This window comes from Planococcus dechangensis, assembly GCF_042654465.1.
GTDB classification, from domain to species: Bacteria; Bacillota; Bacilli; order Bacillales_A; family Planococcaceae; genus Planococcus; species Planococcus dechangensis.
The window spans coordinates 1,551,026-1,569,834 of record NZ_JBHSGL010000005.1 but is presented as its reverse complement, the minus strand read 5'-3'; the positions used below and the strand labels follow the sequence as shown (position 1 = coordinate 1,569,834).

Sequence of the window (18,809 nt, the reverse complement as noted above, 5' to 3'; positions counted from 1 at the left end):
TGAAATTTTACAATAATTTCTTAGCCAGTGATGCTGCAAAGAATTTGTCTGTGTGCTAGGAGTTCGCTACACTGAATAACGGAAAGCAGGTGTGGATGATGAAATTGGTGTCATGGAATGTCAATGGCCTGCGGGCTGTCATGAAAAAAGGATTTATGGATTTTTTTAAAACGGTCGATGCCGATATTTTTTGTCTACAGGAAATCAAGCTGCAGGAAGGCCAAATTGAGTTGGACCTTCCAGGCTATCATAGCTATTGGAATTATGCCGAAAAGAAAGGCTATTCGGGTACGGCGATTTTCACGAAAGAGCGCCCTCTAAGTGTGGACTACGGATTGGGGCTTGAAGAGCATGATTCGGAAGGGCGGCTCATCGCCCTGGAGTTTCCAGGCTTCTACATCGTAAATGTGTATACACCGAACTCGCAGCACGGTTTGTTGCGCCTAGCATACCGCTTGTTATGGGAAGACCGCTTGCTTGAATATATTCAGGAGTTGGACAAGGTGAAGCCGGTCATTTTATGCGGCGATTTAAATGTTGCGCATCAGGAAATCGATTTGAAAAACCCGAAAGCGAACCGCAAAAATTCGGGATTTACACCGGAAGAGCGAGGGAAGATCAGCGACTTTTTGGCGAGTGGATTTGTTGATACATTCCGCCATTTTCACCCCGAACAAGCCGGACATTATTCATGGTGGTCATACCGCTCGAATTGCCGGCAAAAGAATATCGGCTGGCGCATCGATTATTTTATCGCCTCGAACCGCTTGATCGAACGGATGCAAAGCGCTTCGATCCATACAGATGTTTTGGGTTCGGACCATTGCCCGGTTGAATTGCATTTGGCTCGTTAACCAGTCATTATTCAATTATTCAAAAACGAAAAAACGGCAGGAGCGCTGGAATCAGCTCATGCCGTTTTTTTGTCTCATGCAAGTTCCACGTGAAACATTCAGACGCCCATTACGCGTTGTGCTAAACGTTTGCAATTATTCTGGTCGAAAAAATCGATATAGTCAGGCGCTTTTTCATACCATTCGTTATGTGTAATATTATGCTCGATCATATAGGATAGATGCTTGTAAACATCTTCGACTTCAGAAGCTTTATAGCCGTATAAATCGTGGTCGAGGTCGAGGTACGAACCACGTCTTTCCGTATATTCCTGCTGGTCGAACATGAAAAAGATAATGGGTTTGTTCAAATACAGGAAATCCCATGATACGCTCGTGATGTCTGTCAACAACATATCGTTTTCTTCGATGGAGCGTTCGATGGATGTATGATTGAAGTCGAGGAATTCGATGCCGTAATCCTGGTCGGCAAGCGGGAAGAAATGTTCTTCAAAGCGCTTCATAAAAGGATGAAGAGCGATTTGCAGATGGATGCCGTTGGATTTCAGGAGTTCACGTATTCCTTGATGTTCCAATAAGCCAATGGTGCTGCGGAAGTAGTTGCTTTCAAGAAATTCCTCTTTTGATAAGTCAAATAGCCATTCGCGCCAAGTCATCATCATGAGTATGCGCTTCATCTCTTTTGGCGGCTGATTCGGCGGGTAGCGGTCAAATCGTGGAAATCCCGTAACAATCAGCTTTTTTTCTGGAATGTCCCATTTGTCGCGCTTTAATTCGTATTCATATTGCGAAGCGCAGTTGAAATAATCTGTCCGCTTTAGAAGAGGGACATCTTCTTTTTGGATGAGGATCTTTTTGAAGCCTTCAATGCCGTGGCTGACGTGGGTAATGACGGTCCGCCGGTTTAAGTTCAAAAACTTATCGGCAGACGGCACGATGTCGTAAAGCAGGGAGTGGCCGTGAAATGTGTAATCTGCACGGAAGAACAGCAAGTAATTGCGGAAGCTGCCAAGCGCTACAGCGTTCGGAATCCGTCCGTTCTTCGCATAGTCGGTCGATGAATCATACATCCAATAAGCGGTCACTTGATCGGCATGGTTATTGACCAAGTATTTATGGAAGACAGAAGCATTATCTTCGTATTTCTCTCCGAGATTGCCTCCCACTAACGCGATTTTCGGGCCATTTGAATTACGGTAAAATCGGGATAGCAAGTATGCGGCGGATACTTTCACAAAAACTTTCAAAGGGTCCCATCTCCCTTTCTCTTTCAAGGTAACGCTCATTTCTAGCCCTGCTTTCTATAGTCTATTACATTCTAGTTTTTCATATCCAGCAGGATTTGTCTAATGCCAGAGAAGCTTTGCCATTTAAAATCCTTGATTTACTCTACACATAAAAGCGCTGGCCTGTTAGAAGGCCAGCGCTTTTATGCATTACTTATTCAACGAAGAATGGTTGACGCCGAATACGTTCTCCACATCAATCAAGAAAGCGATGCCTTTTCCGGGAGCGTCGAGGTCTACAGCTTCTTCAATGCTCGCAACGACTTTTTCTGCAAAGCCTGTCGGGACGAGTGTCAAAACTACATCTTTTTCAGGATCGATAGTAAAATTCATGAACTTCTGCTGTTCGTTTACACCGGTGCCGCGGCCATTCAAAATAGTGCCGCCTTCCGCGCCCGCTTTGGCTGCGGCTTTCACGACGCGGCCTGAATCTCCGGAATTTACAATCGTCACAATCAATTGGAAATCTTTCGGTTCTGCCATTGTTTCCACTCCTCGCATCTTTTTTCTATCGTCTTCCCGGTCGTTCAGGTGCGGAACGCCCAGTAACTGGCTCAAGTGTATCGTAAAGCCCAGGCCGTGTCCGGATATTCCGAGTTTGCCGGCATGGCTGACAGCCTCGGCCACGCCCAGTTCAATCTCTCCGTCGACTGCAATTAAAATAACGTCTTTTTCATGGGTTGCGGGGAGACCGAAAAAGGTCGGTTTTTCATTGCGCCCGATTCCTTCCGCATACAATACGGTGGCCCCGTCCGCACCAGCCTTTTTAGCGGCTGCAATAATGTCGCGGGAAGCTCCTCGCTTTACGATAGCAATCATCAGTCTATGATTCAGGTTCATGATTTTTATTCCCTGCCTTTCGGTTGAAGATTAAGCCGACGATGAGGACGGCGATGATGGGTGTTAATGCGACCAGTGCAATCATGCCGAAGCCGTCAACAAGCGGATCTCGCCCTTCGATGACAGAGGCAATGCCCACTGCAACGGAAACGATAAATGTGACAGTCATCGGGCCGGTAGCGACACCGCCTGAGTCAAAAGCGATGGCGATAAACGTGCGTGAAGAAAAAAAGATTAGCAAAAGTGCAATCAAATAGCCTGGCAAAATAAAATACCAAATCGACCAGCCAGTCAAAATGCGGACCATAGATAGTGCAATGGATAAGCCCACTCCTGTAGAAAGGGTGTAAAGCATAATATTGGCGGAAATATATCCGCCGGTTTCGCGGTCGACTTCATCATTCATGATGCGGACGGCCGGCTCAGCGAAAGTCGCCACAAACCCTAATACAAAACCGATTGGGATGATGGCCCAGCGCTGATTCCACTCGCCGAGTTCTGCGCCCATCAATTCACCGAACGGCATGAAACCTACATGCACACCTTGCAGGAAGAACGCCAAGCCGAAAAACGTAAGAACAAAGCCAAGAGCTGTTTGAAGAACGCGTTCTCTCGGCAATTTAAGCATAAACAACTGAAAAGCGCCGAAAAAGAGAATTAGCGGCAAAAGCGCCAAACTTACTTCGAGCAACACGCCACCAAAACCTTGGAAAATATGCAAATTCATCGGTACAGCACCCCCAAGATCATGACCGCAATGATCGGCCCGATTGAGGCAAGGCCGATTAAGCCGAATCCTTCGCCGCTGCTTGGTTTATCCGAACGGAGCACAGACGCGACCCCGATGCCAAGCGCCAAGATGAAAGGCACCGCCATCGGCCCGGTCGTGACACCCCCGGCATCGAATGAGATGGGAATGAATGATTCCGGTACAAAGAACGACATGAGAAAGACAATGGAATACCCGCCAATCAACATATAGTGGATCGGGATGCTAAAAAGTGTCCGGACCATGGACAGGCCAACAAAGATGGCTAAGCCGATGGAAACCGATAAGATGAGGATGTTTGTTGAAATGGCGCCGCCTGACACTTGGTCTATCTGGTTGGCAAGCACACGTACGTCCGGTTCTGCGACTGTTACGGCTAAGCCTAGTACCACCCCAGTCCCGATGATCAGCCATGGCTTTTTGGTCAGCGGCAGTTTCTTGCCGATCATTTCACCGATTGGCAGCAATCCTGCGTTAACGCCGAGCAGGAAGAGAAAAAATCCGGTTCCGACAAAAACGACGCCGATCAAAAATTGCAATAAGGCTTCGAGTGGCAAGCGGATGAAGAAAATCTGCAGCAAGATGACGACTGCTGTTACGGGCAGTATGGCAGAGGCAACTTCTTTGAAGGTATGTTTTACATTGTCCATGAAGCATCTCCTTTTCGGTAAAACCAGAGTGTATTGAGTATTGATAACAAGTAGATGGGACAAACTTCCTTTTTCTCGTTAAGATAGAACAAGCCTACATGCAGCAAGGAGGAATGGCGATGAAGAAAAACAAAAAAACCGAACCGATGCTTCCTCGAAAGCTCGAACTAATTTCTTTTATTGAAGCATTAGATGACGGATATGTCCATGACTGTCGATTGGCAGAGGAAGAATTGCCGGCAGGAAAAATTCATTTCGACCGTGTGAAATTCGAAAATATTCGGTTTTCAGTAGGGGATTGGTCACGCAGTGAATTCGCCGATGCAGTCTTCATCAATTGCGACTTGTCGAATGCCGACTTTAGCCGCGCCGTTTTTCACCGGACGCGTTTTGAAAACTGCCGATTGCTTGGCACGGATTTTTCAGAAAGCACGATCCGCTTTACACGATTTGCCGAATGCCGTCTCGACTATGCGGTTTTTGGGTTTGCACATTTAAGCGAAGTTTCTTTTGAAGAAAGCATATTGCGTGAAAGCGATTTTTACGAAGTCGAGTTAAAGGAGATCCGATTTAAGCGCAGCCAGTTGGATGATGCGAATTTTACGGGAACTTCGCTCAAGCAAACCGATTTGAGTTCAAGCAGCTTCGGTGACTTGCAAGTGACCACGGATTTGCTGGCGGGGTGCAAAGTATCTGCAGATCAGGCCTTGCTTTTTGCCCGTAAAATGGGATTGTGGATAGTGGAGTGATTGAATATGATGTTAGTGTATCTTTTATACTAATTAATTTCCAATTATTATATTAAATAGATGTTGTTCACTAAATATTCATTCTATTTTAAAAAATTACCCATAAAATGATTGCTCATTCACTTTAATTGCAGTATATTTAAAATAATTAGAAATATACTTAAAGGAGTAGGAGTTATAAATGAAACAATTAAGCAAAAAAATAAAAGACTTGAGAGAAGCCAGAAGCCTTTCCCCGGAAGAACTAGCAGATCGTCTCGGTTTTGCGAAAAGTACCGTGTGGGCATATGAAAGCGGCAAAAAACAAGTTTCTGTGGTTCATTTAGAGCGCCTAGCTGATTTTTTTGAAATCTCTGTCGACAGCTTGCTGGACCGCAATGATCGCATGATTAACGTGGATCTTCAAAATACGAATTTCCTCAATGAATATACGATTATGTTGGACGATCAGCCATTGAACCAAACGGAACTTGCAGAAGCTGCTTCGTTTATTCAAGTGAAGCGCCGCATGGACGGTTACGGCATGGCAACTTAATTCAATCGCCCGCCCTCTTTTCAGTTTTCTGAAAAGAGGTTTTTTTTGCTTGAATGAAAATGGCGAATTGTTTTTGACAGAATAATCTGTCAAAATATAGAGAAACAATAATGAATTGGCGGTGAGGATTTGAGAAGATACATCATGTATGAAACTTACCGCTTGGGAATTCTCATCGATCATTTAAAGGCTGAAGATTTAATTAGCCAAATTGATGAATATATTTCAGAAACCCCTGTACAGCAAATACCTCATATCTTTTATGTCATGTCACTTGCGAGTAACCGGCGCATCATGCTGGAGTTATTGACGGATTTGGCGCGTGGAGTCGACGAGGAATTGCCGGCGTCGATTGTCGCGGGAATTTTATATCAGGACCGTGAACGCTATACGGTAGATGAACTTTATACGAAAGTCGGAATGTTAGCATCCTTGTTGAAAGATGTGGATGGCGAGATCGCCGTGAGCTTCCGTGAGCTGAAAGAATCTTATGATGAAGTTCAAGCAGTTTATGGAAGGCGTTTCAAGCGGAAAAAAGCCCGTGAACGGATGCTCGCCCGAAGTGCGCAAGTATTGGAAGAAGAATTGTTTCAATATGCCTCTTTTGCAGAAGAAATGGATCGCAAAGAATGGTGGTTCGCATAAGCCTGTTTATTTTCGTTGCTGCAGGGAAGATAAACTATAGCAACGAAAGGAACAGGAGGAAACATAATGAGTAAAACAATTTTCATCACCGGAGCCGGTAGTGGGCTCGGGAAAGGCACAGCACTTGGCCTTGCAGCAAAAGGCCATAAAGTGATTGCACCAGTCGAAACTGCGCCTCAAGTGACGTCGCTTCGCGAAGCGGCAGCGGACGCTGGAGTCGAACTGACAACATTCAAGATGGACATCAAAAATCCGCAGGATCTAGCGCAGATGCTCGACTATGATTTTGATATTTTTGTAGCTAATGCCGCGGTCAATGAAGGCGGCGCACTCGGTGAAGTACCGATGGCGAACTTCCGTGAACTATTCGAAGTGAACGTATTCCAGACGCTTGAAACGGCTCAAATCGCGGCACGTAAATTCGTCGAAAAAGGCAAGGGCAAGATTATCTTCCTGTCTTCCATGGCAGGCATCATGTCGACGCCTTATGTCGGCCCATATACGGCCACAAAACACGCAATCGAAGCGATTGCCAAAACGCTGCGCAAGGAAATGGCGGAGTTTGGCGTTCAAGTGGCGACGATCAACCCTGGAGCTTTCGATACAGGTTTTAATGACCGCAGTGCAGAAGCGAAACGGAAGTGGTTTGATGAGAAAATCCACTTCACGCGTCCGGAAGACATGAAAGAAGCGGAGAAGGGCTTGGAAGACCAATTCGACCCGCAGGACATGATTGATAAAATGGTGGAGATCATCCCGCAAGAATCGCATAAATTCCGCACGGCGTATCCTGAAGAAACCGAACAGCAGATGAAAGACGAAGAAGCGAAGCATTGGGAGTTGGAGATTTAAGCGGAAAGGGCGATTGTCATGAAGCCTGGATTTTCAATTTGGAATGTAGTGGACAGCGGCGTGATAAGTGTCAATGATGCTTGCCGATGGTTTGATGCGCTTGAACCGGTCGAACCGCAAGAAATGTTCGGCACGTGGAAAGGGCACGGGCTTTCAACAGGGCACCCGTTGGATGGCTGGCTTGAAAAATCGGGCTGGTATGGCAAAGCTTTTCATAGCATGGAGCATGTCGACCCGTTATTGTTCCATGCCCCGTCGGGAAAACCAGTACCGCTGCATCCATTTCCGCCAGGTGTGATCAGCAATTTATTGTCTGGCGCGAAAGGTGCGGCACGGCTACGCAAGATGGAATGGCGCGGAAAAATGAGTGCTGCCATGATTTACGATCAATTGCCGATTCAGGACCATTTCCGGAAAGTGAACGACGACGTGCTATTGGGCATGATGGACTGGAAGGGCATGCAGCAGCCATATTTCTTCCTGCTGGCAAGAGTTTACGCATGAGAGCATTTTCACTTAGTCGGTTTGTATAAGAAAGGTCTTTTTAGCCACCTGGGAAGTAATCAGTTTTCCCGGGTGGCTTTTCGTTGGCCAAAAAAGAAATAGCCCTTCAAATATGGTAAGCTACGTTCATAGCAAAACAGTATGGGGAGTGTTTAAAGGTGTTGGAACAAGCAAGAAAACTATTGCAGTCGCATTTCGGATACGACAGCTTCCGGATTGGCCAGGAACAGGCCATCACACAAGTATTCGATGGCCAAAACACGATTTGCGTCATGCCGACAGGCGGCGGGAAATCGATGTGCTATCAGATTCCTGCGCTGGCGATGGAAGGGACGACAATCGTCGTATCGCCGCTGATCTCCCTCATGAAAGACCAGGTCGATGCATTGCAGGCTGCAGGGATTCCAGCTGCGGCCATTAACAGCTCGCTCGACGTTTACGAAGTGCGTGAGATTCTCCACGAAGTCCAGATGGGCATCGTCAAGTTATTGTATATCGCGCCTGAGCGCCTCGATTCGGAAATGTTCTTGGACGGTTTGCAAGGCGTCAAGGTGCCGCTCATCGCAGTCGATGAAGCGCATTGCATTTCGCAATGGGGCCATGATTTCCGGCCGAGCTATCGCCTGATCAGCCGCATGTTGGAAATCTTTCCGGATCATCCGACGGTGCTTGCGCTGACGGCGACCGCGACACCTCAAGTACGTGAAGATATTTGCCGCATATTGGACATCAAGGAAGAAAATACGGTCATCACCGGATTTGAACGTGCGAACCTGAGCTTTTCCGTCATTCAGGGGCAGGACCGTGAACGTTTTATCCGTGACTATGTCCAGAAAAACGATAAAGAAGCGGGCATCATTTACGCGGCGACCCGGAAAACTGTCGATTCGGTATTTGAGTCTCTTGTAAAGCGAGGGGTCAAGGCAGCAAAATATCACGCCGGCATGCCTGACGACGAACGCCGCCTTGGGCAAGAGCGTTTTTTGAACGATGAAGTGACAGTGATGGTGGCCACAAATGCGTTCGGCATGGGCATCGATAAATCCAATATCCGCTACGTCATCCATTATCAGTTGCCGAAAAACATGGAAAGCTATTATCAGGAAGCGGGACGCGCCGGACGGGACGGCTTGCCGAGTGAGTGCATCGTGCTTTATGCCTCGCAGGATGTGCAGACGCAGCGCTTTTTGATCGATCAGGCGCAGGATCCGTCGCGCATCCCCGGGGAATTGAAAAAACTCCAGGGCATGGTCGATTATTGCCATACAGAAAATTGCCTCCAGCAATTCATTATCCAGTATTTCGGCGACGGCAGTGCATCCGTTTGCGGCCATTGCGGCAATTGCGTCGATGAACGCGAAAGCCAGGATGTCACGGAAGATGTCCAGAAAGTGCTGTCGTGCGTCATACGTATGGGACAGAAGTTCGGCAAAACGATGACGGCCCAAGTACTGACCGGATCGCGCAATAAAAAAGTGCTCGAATTCAGGTTTGATAAATTATCGACCTATGGCGTGCTGAAGCACATGAACTCCAAAGAAGTCTCGAATTTGATTGAGTTCATGATTTCACAGGAGCTGTTGGCCGTTGAACAAGGAAGCTTTCCGACGATTTATGTACCGGATGGCGGCCGTGACGTTTTGCTTGGCAAACGCCGGGTACTGAGAAAAGGCGTTGTGGTGACAAAGCAAATCGCCGCCAACGATCCACTGTTCGAAGAGTTGCGCATCGTGCGCAAATCGTTGGCTGACCAAGCTGGTGTACCGCCTTTTGTCATCTTTTCCGATAAAAGCCTACAGGATATGGTCGCGCGTAAACCGAAAGACGAACACTCTTTCCTCGAAGTCAGCGGCGTCGGTGCCAATAAATTGGAGAAATACGGGGAGCAATTCCTCGAAGCGATTCGCATGCATGAAACGGTGAATAATTCTTAGCCGTTTTTTTCGCTCATCGTTTTATTTACTTGATTGAAACATTGGACTTGGCGACAAAAGCCTGGAAAACTTTAACCGAAACTAAAAGGCGCAGGAAACGATTCCGTTTTCTGCGTCTTTTTTTTTTTAGAAAAGTTTTATTTTTAATTCGGTGATTATTGACAGTGCGATAAGCTCGAGTTGGACAATATATAGCAGGAAGGAAGAAAAAACCAAACGGTACAACTACCTAGGCACAGGCAATCGATATCAAGTGAAAAGTTGGTTGATTTCCAGCTGTTCCGCTAACTTTTCAGTGCAAATAAATTTTAAACTCTACCTATTAGAAAGACCGCCACAAAACATATGAACCAGTATTGTGTATAAAATACTGTATCAATATACACAAAAAACGAATAGAAAGAAAAATTCGTTAATTCATACCTGAAAGCGGTTTCATGGAAAAACACTGGATTTTCAATGAATCTTCAAGCACTTGCGAAATTTTTCAGAAAATGCAATTGTATATATATTCAGTTATATGATATACTATCATAATATTATGACAAATTAGCGCGTTAAAGGAGGCGGTTTTATTGAGTAAGAAAGAGTATCCGATCGCACAAGGACTGTATCATCCTGATGAGGAGCATGAAGCTTGCGGCATTGGGATGATTGCTAATATAGATGGCAGAAAATCGCATAGCATCGTTCAAAACGCGGTGAATATCCTTTGTAACTTGGAGCATCGCGGCGGCCAATCGTCCGACACGAGCACAGGAGATGGCGCTGGGATTCTGACACAGATTCCTCACCGGTTTTTCCTGAAACAATGTGAAAAAGAAGATATCGCACTTCCGGAAGAAGGCAAATACGGGATCGGCATGATTTTTATGCCACAGGATTATGATCTGCGCATGAAAGCGAAAGAAGTAATCCAGCGAATTGTAAAAGAAGAAGGCCAAGAGTCACTCGGCTGGCGTCCTGTTCCGGTCAACGATTCGTTTGTCGGGAAAGTGGCAGCGAAAACGAAGCCCGTTATTCGCCAATTTTTCATCGGCGCTTCACCGGAGATGGAGTCGCGCATGGATCTCGAACGCAGACTGTACATTATTCGCAAACGCATCGAGCAGGAAATGGGCGGCGTGGAAGAGTTTAAGGATGTTTATTTCAGCAGCTTGTCTGCGGGGACAATTGTCTATAAAGGCATGTTGATCCCGGAACAATTGGACTCCTTCTACATCGACCTCAACCACCCCGAATTCAAATCGGCGCTGGCACTTGTCCACTCCCGCTTCAGTACGAACACGTTCCCGAGCTGGCAGCGTTCCCACCCGAACCGCTATTCCATCCACAACGGTGAGTTCAATACTTTGCGCGGAAACGTCAACTGGATGCGTGCACGCCAAGTGGCTTGCAGTTCCCCATACTTCAATGAACAGGATTTGCAAAAAGTCATGCCGGTCATCGACGAAACCGGAAGCGACTCATCGATGTTCGATAATTGTTTCGAATTTCTTCATCTGTCAGGACGTTCACTGGCTCATACGGCGATGATGATGGTGCCGGAACCATGGGTCAACGACAAATCAATCGATAAGAAAAAGCGTGATTTCTACGAATACCACAGCACACTTATGGAGCCATGGGATGGCCCGGCGGCATTGGTCTTTACCGACGGACGCCAAATCGCCGCTTGCCTTGACCGCAACGGCTTGCGCCCGGCCCGCTATTACATTACGAAAAGCGGCATGATTGTGCTTGGTTCCGAAGTTGGCGCGCTTGATATCTTTTCCGACGATATTGTCTTTAAAGACCGCCTGCGCCCAGGGAAAATGCTGTTGATCGACCTAGAAGCCGGGAAAATCGTGCCGGATGAAGAAATCAAAATGCAAATTGCATCAGAACTGCCGTATAAAGATTGGGTTGAAAACAATTTATTCGATCTGGCTGATTTACCGGAACCGAAATCCGTAGAGCACGAAAACGGCGAAGGTTTACTCAAGCAGCAGCTTGCTTTTGGCTATACGCAAGAAGAAGTCCAGAAAATCATCAAGCCGCTGGCATCCGATGGGAAAGATCCGGTCGGTTCGATGGGGTACGATTCGCCGCTTGCGGTCTTGTCGAAAAAACCACAGCTTTTGTATAACTATTTCAAGCAATTGTTTGCGCAAGTCACCAACCCGCCGATCGATGCCATCCGTGAACAGATTATCACGGCAGCGAGAACGACGATCGGCGCTGAAGGCAATTTGGTGCAGCCGACAGCAGAAAGCGCACGGCATATCCGGCTCGAAACGCCGATTCTTTTAAATGCGGAATTCGAGCGTTTGCGCCAGCAAAACTTGCCTGAGTTCCAAGCGGTCACTTTGCCGATTCTATTTGATGTAGACGGAGGCGCACAAGCGATGGAAGCGCGCCTAGAGGCGGTGTTTGCAGAAGCGGACGCAGCGATCGAACAAGGCGCAACATTGGTCATTTTGTCTGACCGAGGCGTCAACCGTGAACGCGCAGCGATTCCTGCACTTTTGGCGGTTTCAGGCCTTCATCATCATTTGATCCGCCAAGGGACGCGCACGCGCATGAGCATCTTGCTGGAATCCGCAGAGCCGCGTGAAGTGCATCATTTCGCCATGCTGATCGGTTACGGGGCAGAAGGCATTAACCCGTATTTGGCATTTGGTTCCATTGAGGAATTGGTAGCCAAAGACGATATCCACGGCATGACGATTGCGCAAGCGGAAGCGAGTTATGTGAACGCTGTGACGGATGGGATTATTAAAATACTGTCGAAAATGGGCATTTCAACTATCCAAAGTTACCGCGGCGCGCAAATTTTTGAAGCTGTCGGAATCCATATGGATGTAATCGACAAATACTTCACTCGCACGTCTTCGCGCCTTGGTGGTATCGGCATTGATATCATTGCCAAAGAAGTATTGCTGCGCCACGCCTCCGCTTATCCGGTGCGCGAAGGATCAGAGGCAGCGCTGGAGGCTGGCGATGAATACCAATACCGTGAAAACGGGGAAGACCACCAATACAATCCGATGACGATCCACACGCTTCAACAAGCGTGCCGGACGAACGATTACAGCACTTTCCAAAAATATTCCAAACTGTTGACGGATGAAAAAGCAAACTTGCAATCATTGCGCGGGTTGTTGAAATTCAAAGATCGCACACCGGTGCCGATTGAAGAAGTCGAAACGGTCGAAGAAATTTGTGCACGCTTTAAAACAGGGGCCATGTCCTACGGCTCAATCAGTAAAGAGGCTCATGAAGCGCTGGCGATCGCGATGAATAAAATCGGCGGCCGCAGCAACTCCGGAGAAGGCGGAGAAGAAGTTTCCCGCTTTATCCCGGATGACAACGGCGACAACCGCAGAAGCGCCATCAAGCAAGTCGCTTCGGGCCGTTTCGGCGTCACGAGCCATTATTTGGTCAATGCCGACGAAATCCAGATCAAAGTCGCACAAGGAGCGAAGCCTGGAGAAGGCGGGCATTTGCCAGGCAAGAAAGTATATCCATGGATTGCTGAAGTGCGCGGTTCGACAACTGGCGTTGAATTGATTTCACCGCCGCCGCATCACGATATTTACTCGATTGAAGATTTGGCTGAGCTGATCTTCAACTTGAAAAACGCCAACCCGCGAGCACGCATCAGCGTCAAGCTGGTGTCTGCGGTCGGTGTCGGCACAATTGCAGCAGGCGTCGCAAAAGGCCGTGCAGACCTTGTCCTGATCAGCGGCTATGACGGCGGTACTGGCGCTGCACCAAAAACCAGCTTGAAGCATACGGGCTTGCCATGGGAAATCGGGCTCGCGGAAACGCATCAGACGCTTCTATTGAATGGCCTGCGCGATCGCATCGTCGTCGAAACGGACGGCAAGATGATGACTGGGCGCGATGTCGTCACGGCTGCACTCCTCGGAGCTGAAGAATACGGCTTTTCGACCGCACCGCTTGTCGTGCTCGGCTGTGTGATGATGCGCGTCTGCCACTTGGATACATGTCCAGTCGGCATCGCGACGCAAAATCCGGAGCTGCGCAGAAAATATACAGGCGAGTCGGATCACGTGGCGAACTTCATGCGCTTTATCGCTATGGAAGCACGCGAACTGATGGCGGAGCTCGGGTTCCGTTCCATCAATGAAATGATCGGCCGCACCGATGTGCTGGAGACCAACAAGGCGATCAAGCATTGGAAAGCGGAAGGCCTTGATTTGTCGGCACTTCTGTACCAGCCGGATCTGCCGGAGAAAGTCGGCCGCTACGCCACGATCAAGCAAGATCATGGCTTGCACCAGACACTTGACGCACAGGAGCTATTGCCGCGCTGTGAAAACGCGATCGAAACTGGAGAGCCAGTTGAAGTGTCAACCGCTATCCGTAATATCCACCGTGCGACCGGTACAATTATCGGCAGTGCCATCTCCCGTAAGTACGGGGCGGAAGGATTGCCGGAAGACACCATTACATTGCACTTCCAAGGGTCTGCCGGCCAAAGCTTTGGGGCGTTTATCCCGAAAGGTATGACGCTCAAACTGATCGGCGATTCCAACGACTTTGTCGGAAAAGGTTTATCGGGCGGCAAGATCATCGTCAAGCCTGCGGTAGACTCGACATTCTTGCCGGAGAAGAACATCATCATCGGCAACGTATCGTTCTACGGGGCATCAGCTGGGGAAGCTTACATCCACGGCATCGCCGGTGAACGTTTTGCAGTCCGCAACAGCGGCGCGAAAATAGTTGTTGAAGGCGTCGGGGATCATGGCTGTGAATACATGACCGGCGGGCGTGTCGTCATACTTGGCGAGACCGGCAAAAACTTTGCAGCGGGCATGTCAGGCGGAGTCGCTTATGTTCTCGATGAAAACGAGACATTCAGCGAACGTTGCAATGCCGAAATGGTTCACATGCAGCCGCTAGCGGATCCGAATGAAATCGCTGAACTGAAAGAAATGGTCGAAAATCATGTCCGCTACACAGGCAGCCTGAATGCTAAGCGCGTGTTGGATCACTGGGATATTATCTCGGCGAAATTCATCCGTGTCATTCCAAAAGCGTATTTGAAAATCAATGAACGCATCAGCAAGCTGCAAGACAGCGGCATGGGTAAATTTGACGCCGAAATGGCGGCATTCGAAGAAAGCAAAATGGTCTCTGCCGGCAAGTAATTGCCGGGCAGAACCGATTTTCATAAAGAAACGCTTGGAAAATATGCGAACTGGAGGGAAACGATGGGGAAGATAACCGGCTTTATGGAATATGACCGTCAAACAATTAAAGAACGCAACCCAGCGGAACGCACACGTGACTGGAACGATTACACAGTCCCGCTTTCCGAGCAAGAAGTGCAAAAGCAAGGGGCGCGCTGCATGGACTGCGGCGTCCCGACATGCCAGACAGGGATGGAGCTAGATAACGGTACGACCGGCTGTCCAGTCAATCACTTAATACCGGAATGGAACGACCTCGTTTACCGCGGCCAGTGGAAAGAAGCGCTGCACCGTGAACATCTGAAGAATAATTTCCCGGAATTCACCGGTGTCGCATGTCCGGCGCCTTGTGAAGGGGCTTGTGTACTTGGTATCAACGAACCGCCTGTAGCCATACGCACTGTCGAACGTTCGATTATCGAACGCGGCTTTGCGGAAGGCTGGGTCGTTCCAAACCCGCCAAAACACCGTACCGGCAAAAAAGTGGCTGTCGTCGGATCCGGTCCTGCGGGGCTAGCTGCGGCAGCACAATTGAACAAAGCAGGACATAGCGTCACTGTTTTCGAGAAAAGCGATCGTGTCGGCGGTTTGCTGACTTATGGTATTCCTGAAATGAAATTGCCCTATGATATGGTACTGCGCCGCATTAAAATTTTAGAGCAAGAAGGCATCACATTCGTCACCAATGTCGAAGTTGGCAAAAACTACCCGGCAACAAAACTGCGTGATGATTTCGATTCTGTCATTATGTGTACGGGAGCGACCGTCCACCGCAACATCGATGTGGAAGGGCGCGACTTAAAGGGCGTTCATTTTGCGATGGACTTTCTTCACTCGAGCACGAAAAGTTTGCTGGATTCCGATTTGGCTGACGGCAACTATATTTCGGCAAAAGACAAAGACGTCATCGTCATCGGCGGTGGCGACACCGGGACGGATTGTCTCGCGACTTCTGTGCGCCACGGCTGCAAGAGTCTCGTGCAATTCGATGTCTATGACAAAAAAGGGGCAATCCGCGACGAAAAAGGCAACCCGTGGCCGCAATACCCGAAAGTCCACAGTGTGGAATATGGACATAAAGAAGCGGCAGCTACGTTTGGCGAGGATCCACGTGCATATGCCGTCATGACCAAAAAGTTTGTCGGCGACGAAAACGGGCAAGTAAAAGAAGTCCACACCGTCAACGTCAAACTGAAAATTGACGAGCAGGGCAACCGCATCCGTGAAGAAATTCCGGGTACGGAAAAAGTCTGGAAAGCGGATCTCATTTTGATTGCCATCGGTTTTAGTGGGCCGGAGCAACGGCTCATCGATCAATTGAATGTAGAAACGCATGCCAATTCACGCGTCAAAGCTGAGTATGGCGATTATCGTACGAATGTTGAAGGCATCTTTGCGGCAGGCGATATGCGCAGAGGCCAGAGCTTAATTGTCTGGGCGATCAATGAAGGTCGGGAAGCGGCAAGAGAATGCGATCGTTATTTAATGGGAAGCACTGTACTGCCTTAGACACAACAAATGAAAATGGCAAGAGCCCTCGCGTGAATACTCGAGGGCTCTTTTTGTGTAGAGAGTTGTCACGAAAGTTAATGAAAATAAATATGACAAAAAAATATCTAATAATTTGTAATATTTAATATATTTATTTAATGTAAATTATTACTCAAGATATTGTGCAAAAGTCCTAGTTTGTATATACTAGTGTATGTAGGACTATCGGTCGGTTGTGTGTGAAGCGAAAGCTTTAAAAACTACAGTTATCCGACAGTTTCCCACAAAATTATTCATTCAGGAGGAATTCACATGTTCAAGAAAAGTATTGCAGCTATCGCATTGGCATTCATGATGATTTTATCTATTTGCAACGGAGCTTTTGCATCAGAAGTAAAAATAGTTGATGAAGTACCAAGCTACAGCTATCAAGAAGGAATGAGCGTTGACGTAGTTAAAGCAATCGAGGAAGTCAATAAAGTGAACGCGAAGATCGAAGCGGAAATCGCTAAAAATCAAGAAAAAGCTGACAAGCTGTACACGCAATATACAGCAAAGCTAGCAAAAGAAACTGATGTTGAAAAACAGGCACAATTGACAGCGAAATACGAAGAGCAAATCACAACACTCATCGCGGATCTTCAAGTGAAAGCTGAAAAGATGACTGTAAAAGGAATGGCAAAAGCTACTGCTGCAGGCCTTGAAGTGGAAATGGTCTATGTAGATGTCCAGTTCGGCGACCGTTCTGCGCTTATCGATCCGATTATCGTAGTTGCTTGGTAAGTATATTGTAGATAGTTGATAAAAAGAGTAGTATGAGAGTAGAGGAAACTTTACTCTCATTTTTTATATTTCAGGGGATGTGAATTTGTGAAAGGCTTGGATATTTCAAAGGGAAGCTATCTGGAACAAGTAGAAAATGGAGCTACCACGCTTTCTTTACTGGGCAGGGGTGGCGGTCTTGAATTAATGAAACAGACTATTTTAAAAGATAAAACTTTTATCTTGATTCCAAGCGAAGCCACGGAAGCTCATGAATTCTACTATATATTAGAAGGGGAAATTCAAGCGGAAATCGACGGGAAAGATATCAATCTTGGAAAAGATGATTTCTTTTCTTGTAATGAGCTCGCAATGCCCGTGTATTTCATAGTTACGGAGACGGTGACCTTATTATCAGTTTCAACAGTTCCTGTCTTTCATTATGTCAGTAAGATTATTGCGGAACTTCGTAAAATTGGTGAAAAAGTAGAGCATAAAGACCGCTATACTTTTAATCATAGCTCTCGCGTTGCTAATTATGCCGTAAAAACTGCTGCGATGATGAAGTTGCCTAGAGAACGAGTCGAGGCCTTGTTCCTTGCCTCGATCCTTCACGACATCGGCAAGATCAATATTCCGGAAGAAGTATTGAAAAAGCCATCCAAGCTAACGGATGAGGAATTTGCGCTGGTGAAAAAGCATCCTGGTGATGGAGCGGAGATGATCCGCGATACACCTTATAAAGACATTGCGGATATTGTCGAGCAACACCATGAACGTGTCAACGGCCGCGGCTATCCGTTCGGCCTCACAGGCGACCAGATTCTCGTCGAAGCGAAAATCATCGGTGTCTGCGATACATTTGATGCGATGACAGAAGACCGTGCCTATCGCTCGGCATTCACCCCTGAATATGCTATGGCTGAGATCGAACGGCTCATCGGCATCCAATATGATCCGGAAGTGGCCATCGCTTTCAAACAAGTGTTAATTGAAGAAGGTAAACTGATAGATACTCCTTAAAGGATGTTCGTATTCAAGCGAACATTCTTTTTCCATTTCAGGGAATGGATGTTTAAAAATAGGCAAATCCGTCTATACTTACTTACACGTAGATTTATAAATTGAGGAGGAGATTATATAATGGCACGAAAATCAGGTGGATTTTTCAGTAAACTTGTATTGCTTGGAGTAGGTGCGGCAATCGGGGCAGCGATGACCCAGAAAAAATCAGAAACAAGCAGCACACAAAGCGCTGGCGGTAGCTCAACAAATACAGCCGATATTAAAGAAAACATCAAAAAGAATCTTGATCGTTTCAATGAACAGTCAGGCGGCATGGTCGATAAAGTGAAGCCTCATATCGATAAGGCGGTAGAAACAGTGAAGACAACGATCGAAAAGCAGCAGCAAATGATGGACAAGGAAAAAGACGCGCTCGATAAAGCGAATAAGACGGTTCAGGATGAAGTCGGCGACACGAAAAGCACCGATTCTTCAACCGACAAGGATACGTTCTCGAAAGATGCATCTAGCACTGGTACAGACAAGCCAAGCGGCGGTGTATACGGCGGCAGCACATCCTATACTGAATCATTGAAAAAGAATTCGGAAAATGATGGTTCCACTGACAAATCGTGAAATAATGAAACATTCAAAAAATAACTTCGGTTATAATAAAACAAAGAGAAGCTATGCCGAGCAAGGGCATAGTTTTTTCTTTCCTTCCAGTAGACA

Annotated in this window: 16 protein-coding genes; 12 read left to right on the top strand and 4 right to left on the bottom strand. The window is 47.2% G+C overall.

The window, feature by feature from the left end; translation table 11 throughout:
• Positions 1 to 98: 98 nt before the first annotated feature.
• On the top strand, positions 99 to 854 hold the full coding sequence (locus tag ACFO5U_RS10900) for an exodeoxyribonuclease III (RefSeq protein WP_377279492.1): 756 nt from the start codon (positions 99 to 101) through the stop codon (positions 852 to 854).
• A 98-nt stretch (positions 855 to 952) separates the two neighbouring features.
• On the opposite strand, the gene ACFO5U_RS10895 is transcribed toward ACFO5U_RS10900, so the two are convergent.
• The 4 genes from ACFO5U_RS10895 to ACFO5U_RS10880 form a co-directional block, all read right to left on the bottom strand.
• On the bottom strand, positions 953 to 2,101 hold the full coding sequence (locus ACFO5U_RS10895) for a CDP-glycerol glycerophosphotransferase family protein (RefSeq protein WP_377279093.1): 1,149 nt from the start codon (positions 2,099 to 2,101) through the stop codon (positions 953 to 955).
• A 189-nt stretch (positions 2,102 to 2,290) separates the two neighbouring features.
• A complete protein-coding gene (locus ACFO5U_RS10890; protein WP_377279092.1) occupies positions 2,291 to 2,980 on the bottom strand; it encodes a P-II family nitrogen regulator in 690 nt (229 codons plus the stop codon).
• Positions 2,964 to 3,707 (bottom strand): DUF1538 domain-containing protein, encoded by a 744-nt coding sequence (locus ACFO5U_RS10885; RefSeq protein WP_377279091.1) that lies wholly within the window; start codon positions 3,705 to 3,707, stop codon positions 2,964 to 2,966. Before ACFO5U_RS10885 ends, ACFO5U_RS10890 begins: the two co-directional genes overlap by 17 nt.
• On the bottom strand, positions 3,704 to 4,399 hold the full coding sequence (locus tag ACFO5U_RS10880; protein ID WP_377279090.1) for a DUF1538 domain-containing protein: 696 nt from the start codon (positions 4,397 to 4,399) through the stop codon (positions 3,704 to 3,706). The genes ACFO5U_RS10885 and ACFO5U_RS10880 overlap by 4 nt, the downstream gene beginning before the upstream one ends.
• A 119-nt stretch (positions 4,400 to 4,518) precedes the next feature.
• Here ACFO5U_RS10880 and ACFO5U_RS10875 point away from each other — a divergent pair, with 119 nt between their 5' ends.
• The 11 genes from ACFO5U_RS10875 to ACFO5U_RS10825 all read left to right on the top strand — a co-directional run bounded on the left by ACFO5U_RS10875 (position 4,519) and on the right by ACFO5U_RS10825 (position 18,713).
• A complete protein-coding gene (locus tag ACFO5U_RS10875) occupies positions 4,519 to 5,148 on the top strand; it encodes a pentapeptide repeat-containing protein (RefSeq protein WP_377279089.1) in 630 nt (209 codons plus the stop codon).
• A gap of 181 nt (positions 5,149 to 5,329) precedes the next feature.
• Positions 5,330 to 5,683 carry a helix-turn-helix domain-containing protein gene (locus ACFO5U_RS10870; RefSeq protein WP_377279088.1) on the top strand — a complete coding sequence of 118 codons (354 nt, stop codon included), beginning with the start codon at positions 5,330 to 5,332 and terminating at the stop codon, positions 5,681 to 5,683.
• Positions 5,684 to 5,812: 129 nt separating this feature from the next.
• On the top strand, positions 5,813 to 6,328 hold the full coding sequence (locus ACFO5U_RS10865) for a hypothetical protein (protein WP_377279087.1): 516 nt from the start codon (positions 5,813 to 5,815) through the stop codon (positions 6,326 to 6,328).
• Positions 6,329 to 6,394: 66 nt separating this feature from the next.
• Positions 6,395 to 7,180 (top strand): SDR family oxidoreductase, encoded by a 786-nt coding sequence (locus ACFO5U_RS10860; RefSeq protein ID WP_377279086.1) that lies wholly within the window; start codon positions 6,395 to 6,397, stop codon positions 7,178 to 7,180.
• 18 nt (positions 7,181 to 7,198) lie between these two features.
• Positions 7,199 to 7,684 carry a DUF4334 domain-containing protein gene (locus tag ACFO5U_RS10855; protein WP_377279085.1) on the top strand — a complete coding sequence of 162 codons (486 nt, stop codon included), beginning with the start codon at positions 7,199 to 7,201 and terminating at the stop codon, positions 7,682 to 7,684.
• Between the two features lie 158 nt (positions 7,685 to 7,842).
• A complete protein-coding gene (gene recQ / locus ACFO5U_RS10850) occupies positions 7,843 to 9,618 on the top strand; it encodes a DNA helicase RecQ (protein WP_377279084.1) in 1,776 nt (591 codons plus the stop codon).
• Positions 9,619 to 10,193: 575 nt separating this feature from the next.
• Positions 10,194 to 14,777: a glutamate synthase large subunit gene (gltB, locus tag ACFO5U_RS10845; RefSeq protein ID WP_377279083.1), complete on the top strand. Its 4,584-nt coding sequence runs from the start codon at positions 10,194 to 10,196 to the stop codon at positions 14,775 to 14,777.
• 63 nt (positions 14,778 to 14,840) lie between these two features.
• The gene (locus ACFO5U_RS10840; RefSeq protein WP_377279082.1) at positions 14,841 to 16,328 is read left to right on the top strand and encodes a glutamate synthase subunit beta; all 1,488 of its coding nucleotides are present in this window, start codon (positions 14,841 to 14,843) and stop codon (positions 16,326 to 16,328) included.
• Positions 16,329 to 16,622: 294 nt separating this feature from the next.
• Positions 16,623 to 17,093, top strand: coding sequence for a hypothetical protein (locus ACFO5U_RS10835; protein ID WP_377279081.1), 471 nt, complete (start codon positions 16,623 to 16,625; stop codon positions 17,091 to 17,093).
• An 87-nt stretch (positions 17,094 to 17,180) separates the two neighbouring features.
• Positions 17,181 to 18,095: an HD domain-containing phosphohydrolase gene (locus ACFO5U_RS10830; RefSeq protein ID WP_377279080.1), complete on the top strand. Its 915-nt coding sequence runs from the start codon at positions 17,181 to 17,183 to the stop codon at positions 18,093 to 18,095.
• A 120-nt stretch (positions 18,096 to 18,215) separates the two neighbouring features.
• Positions 18,216 to 18,713, top strand: a complete 498-nt coding sequence (locus ACFO5U_RS10825) for a hypothetical protein (RefSeq protein ID WP_377279079.1) — start codon at positions 18,216 to 18,218, stop codon at positions 18,711 to 18,713.
• Positions 18,714 to 18,809 lie beyond the last annotated feature (96 nt).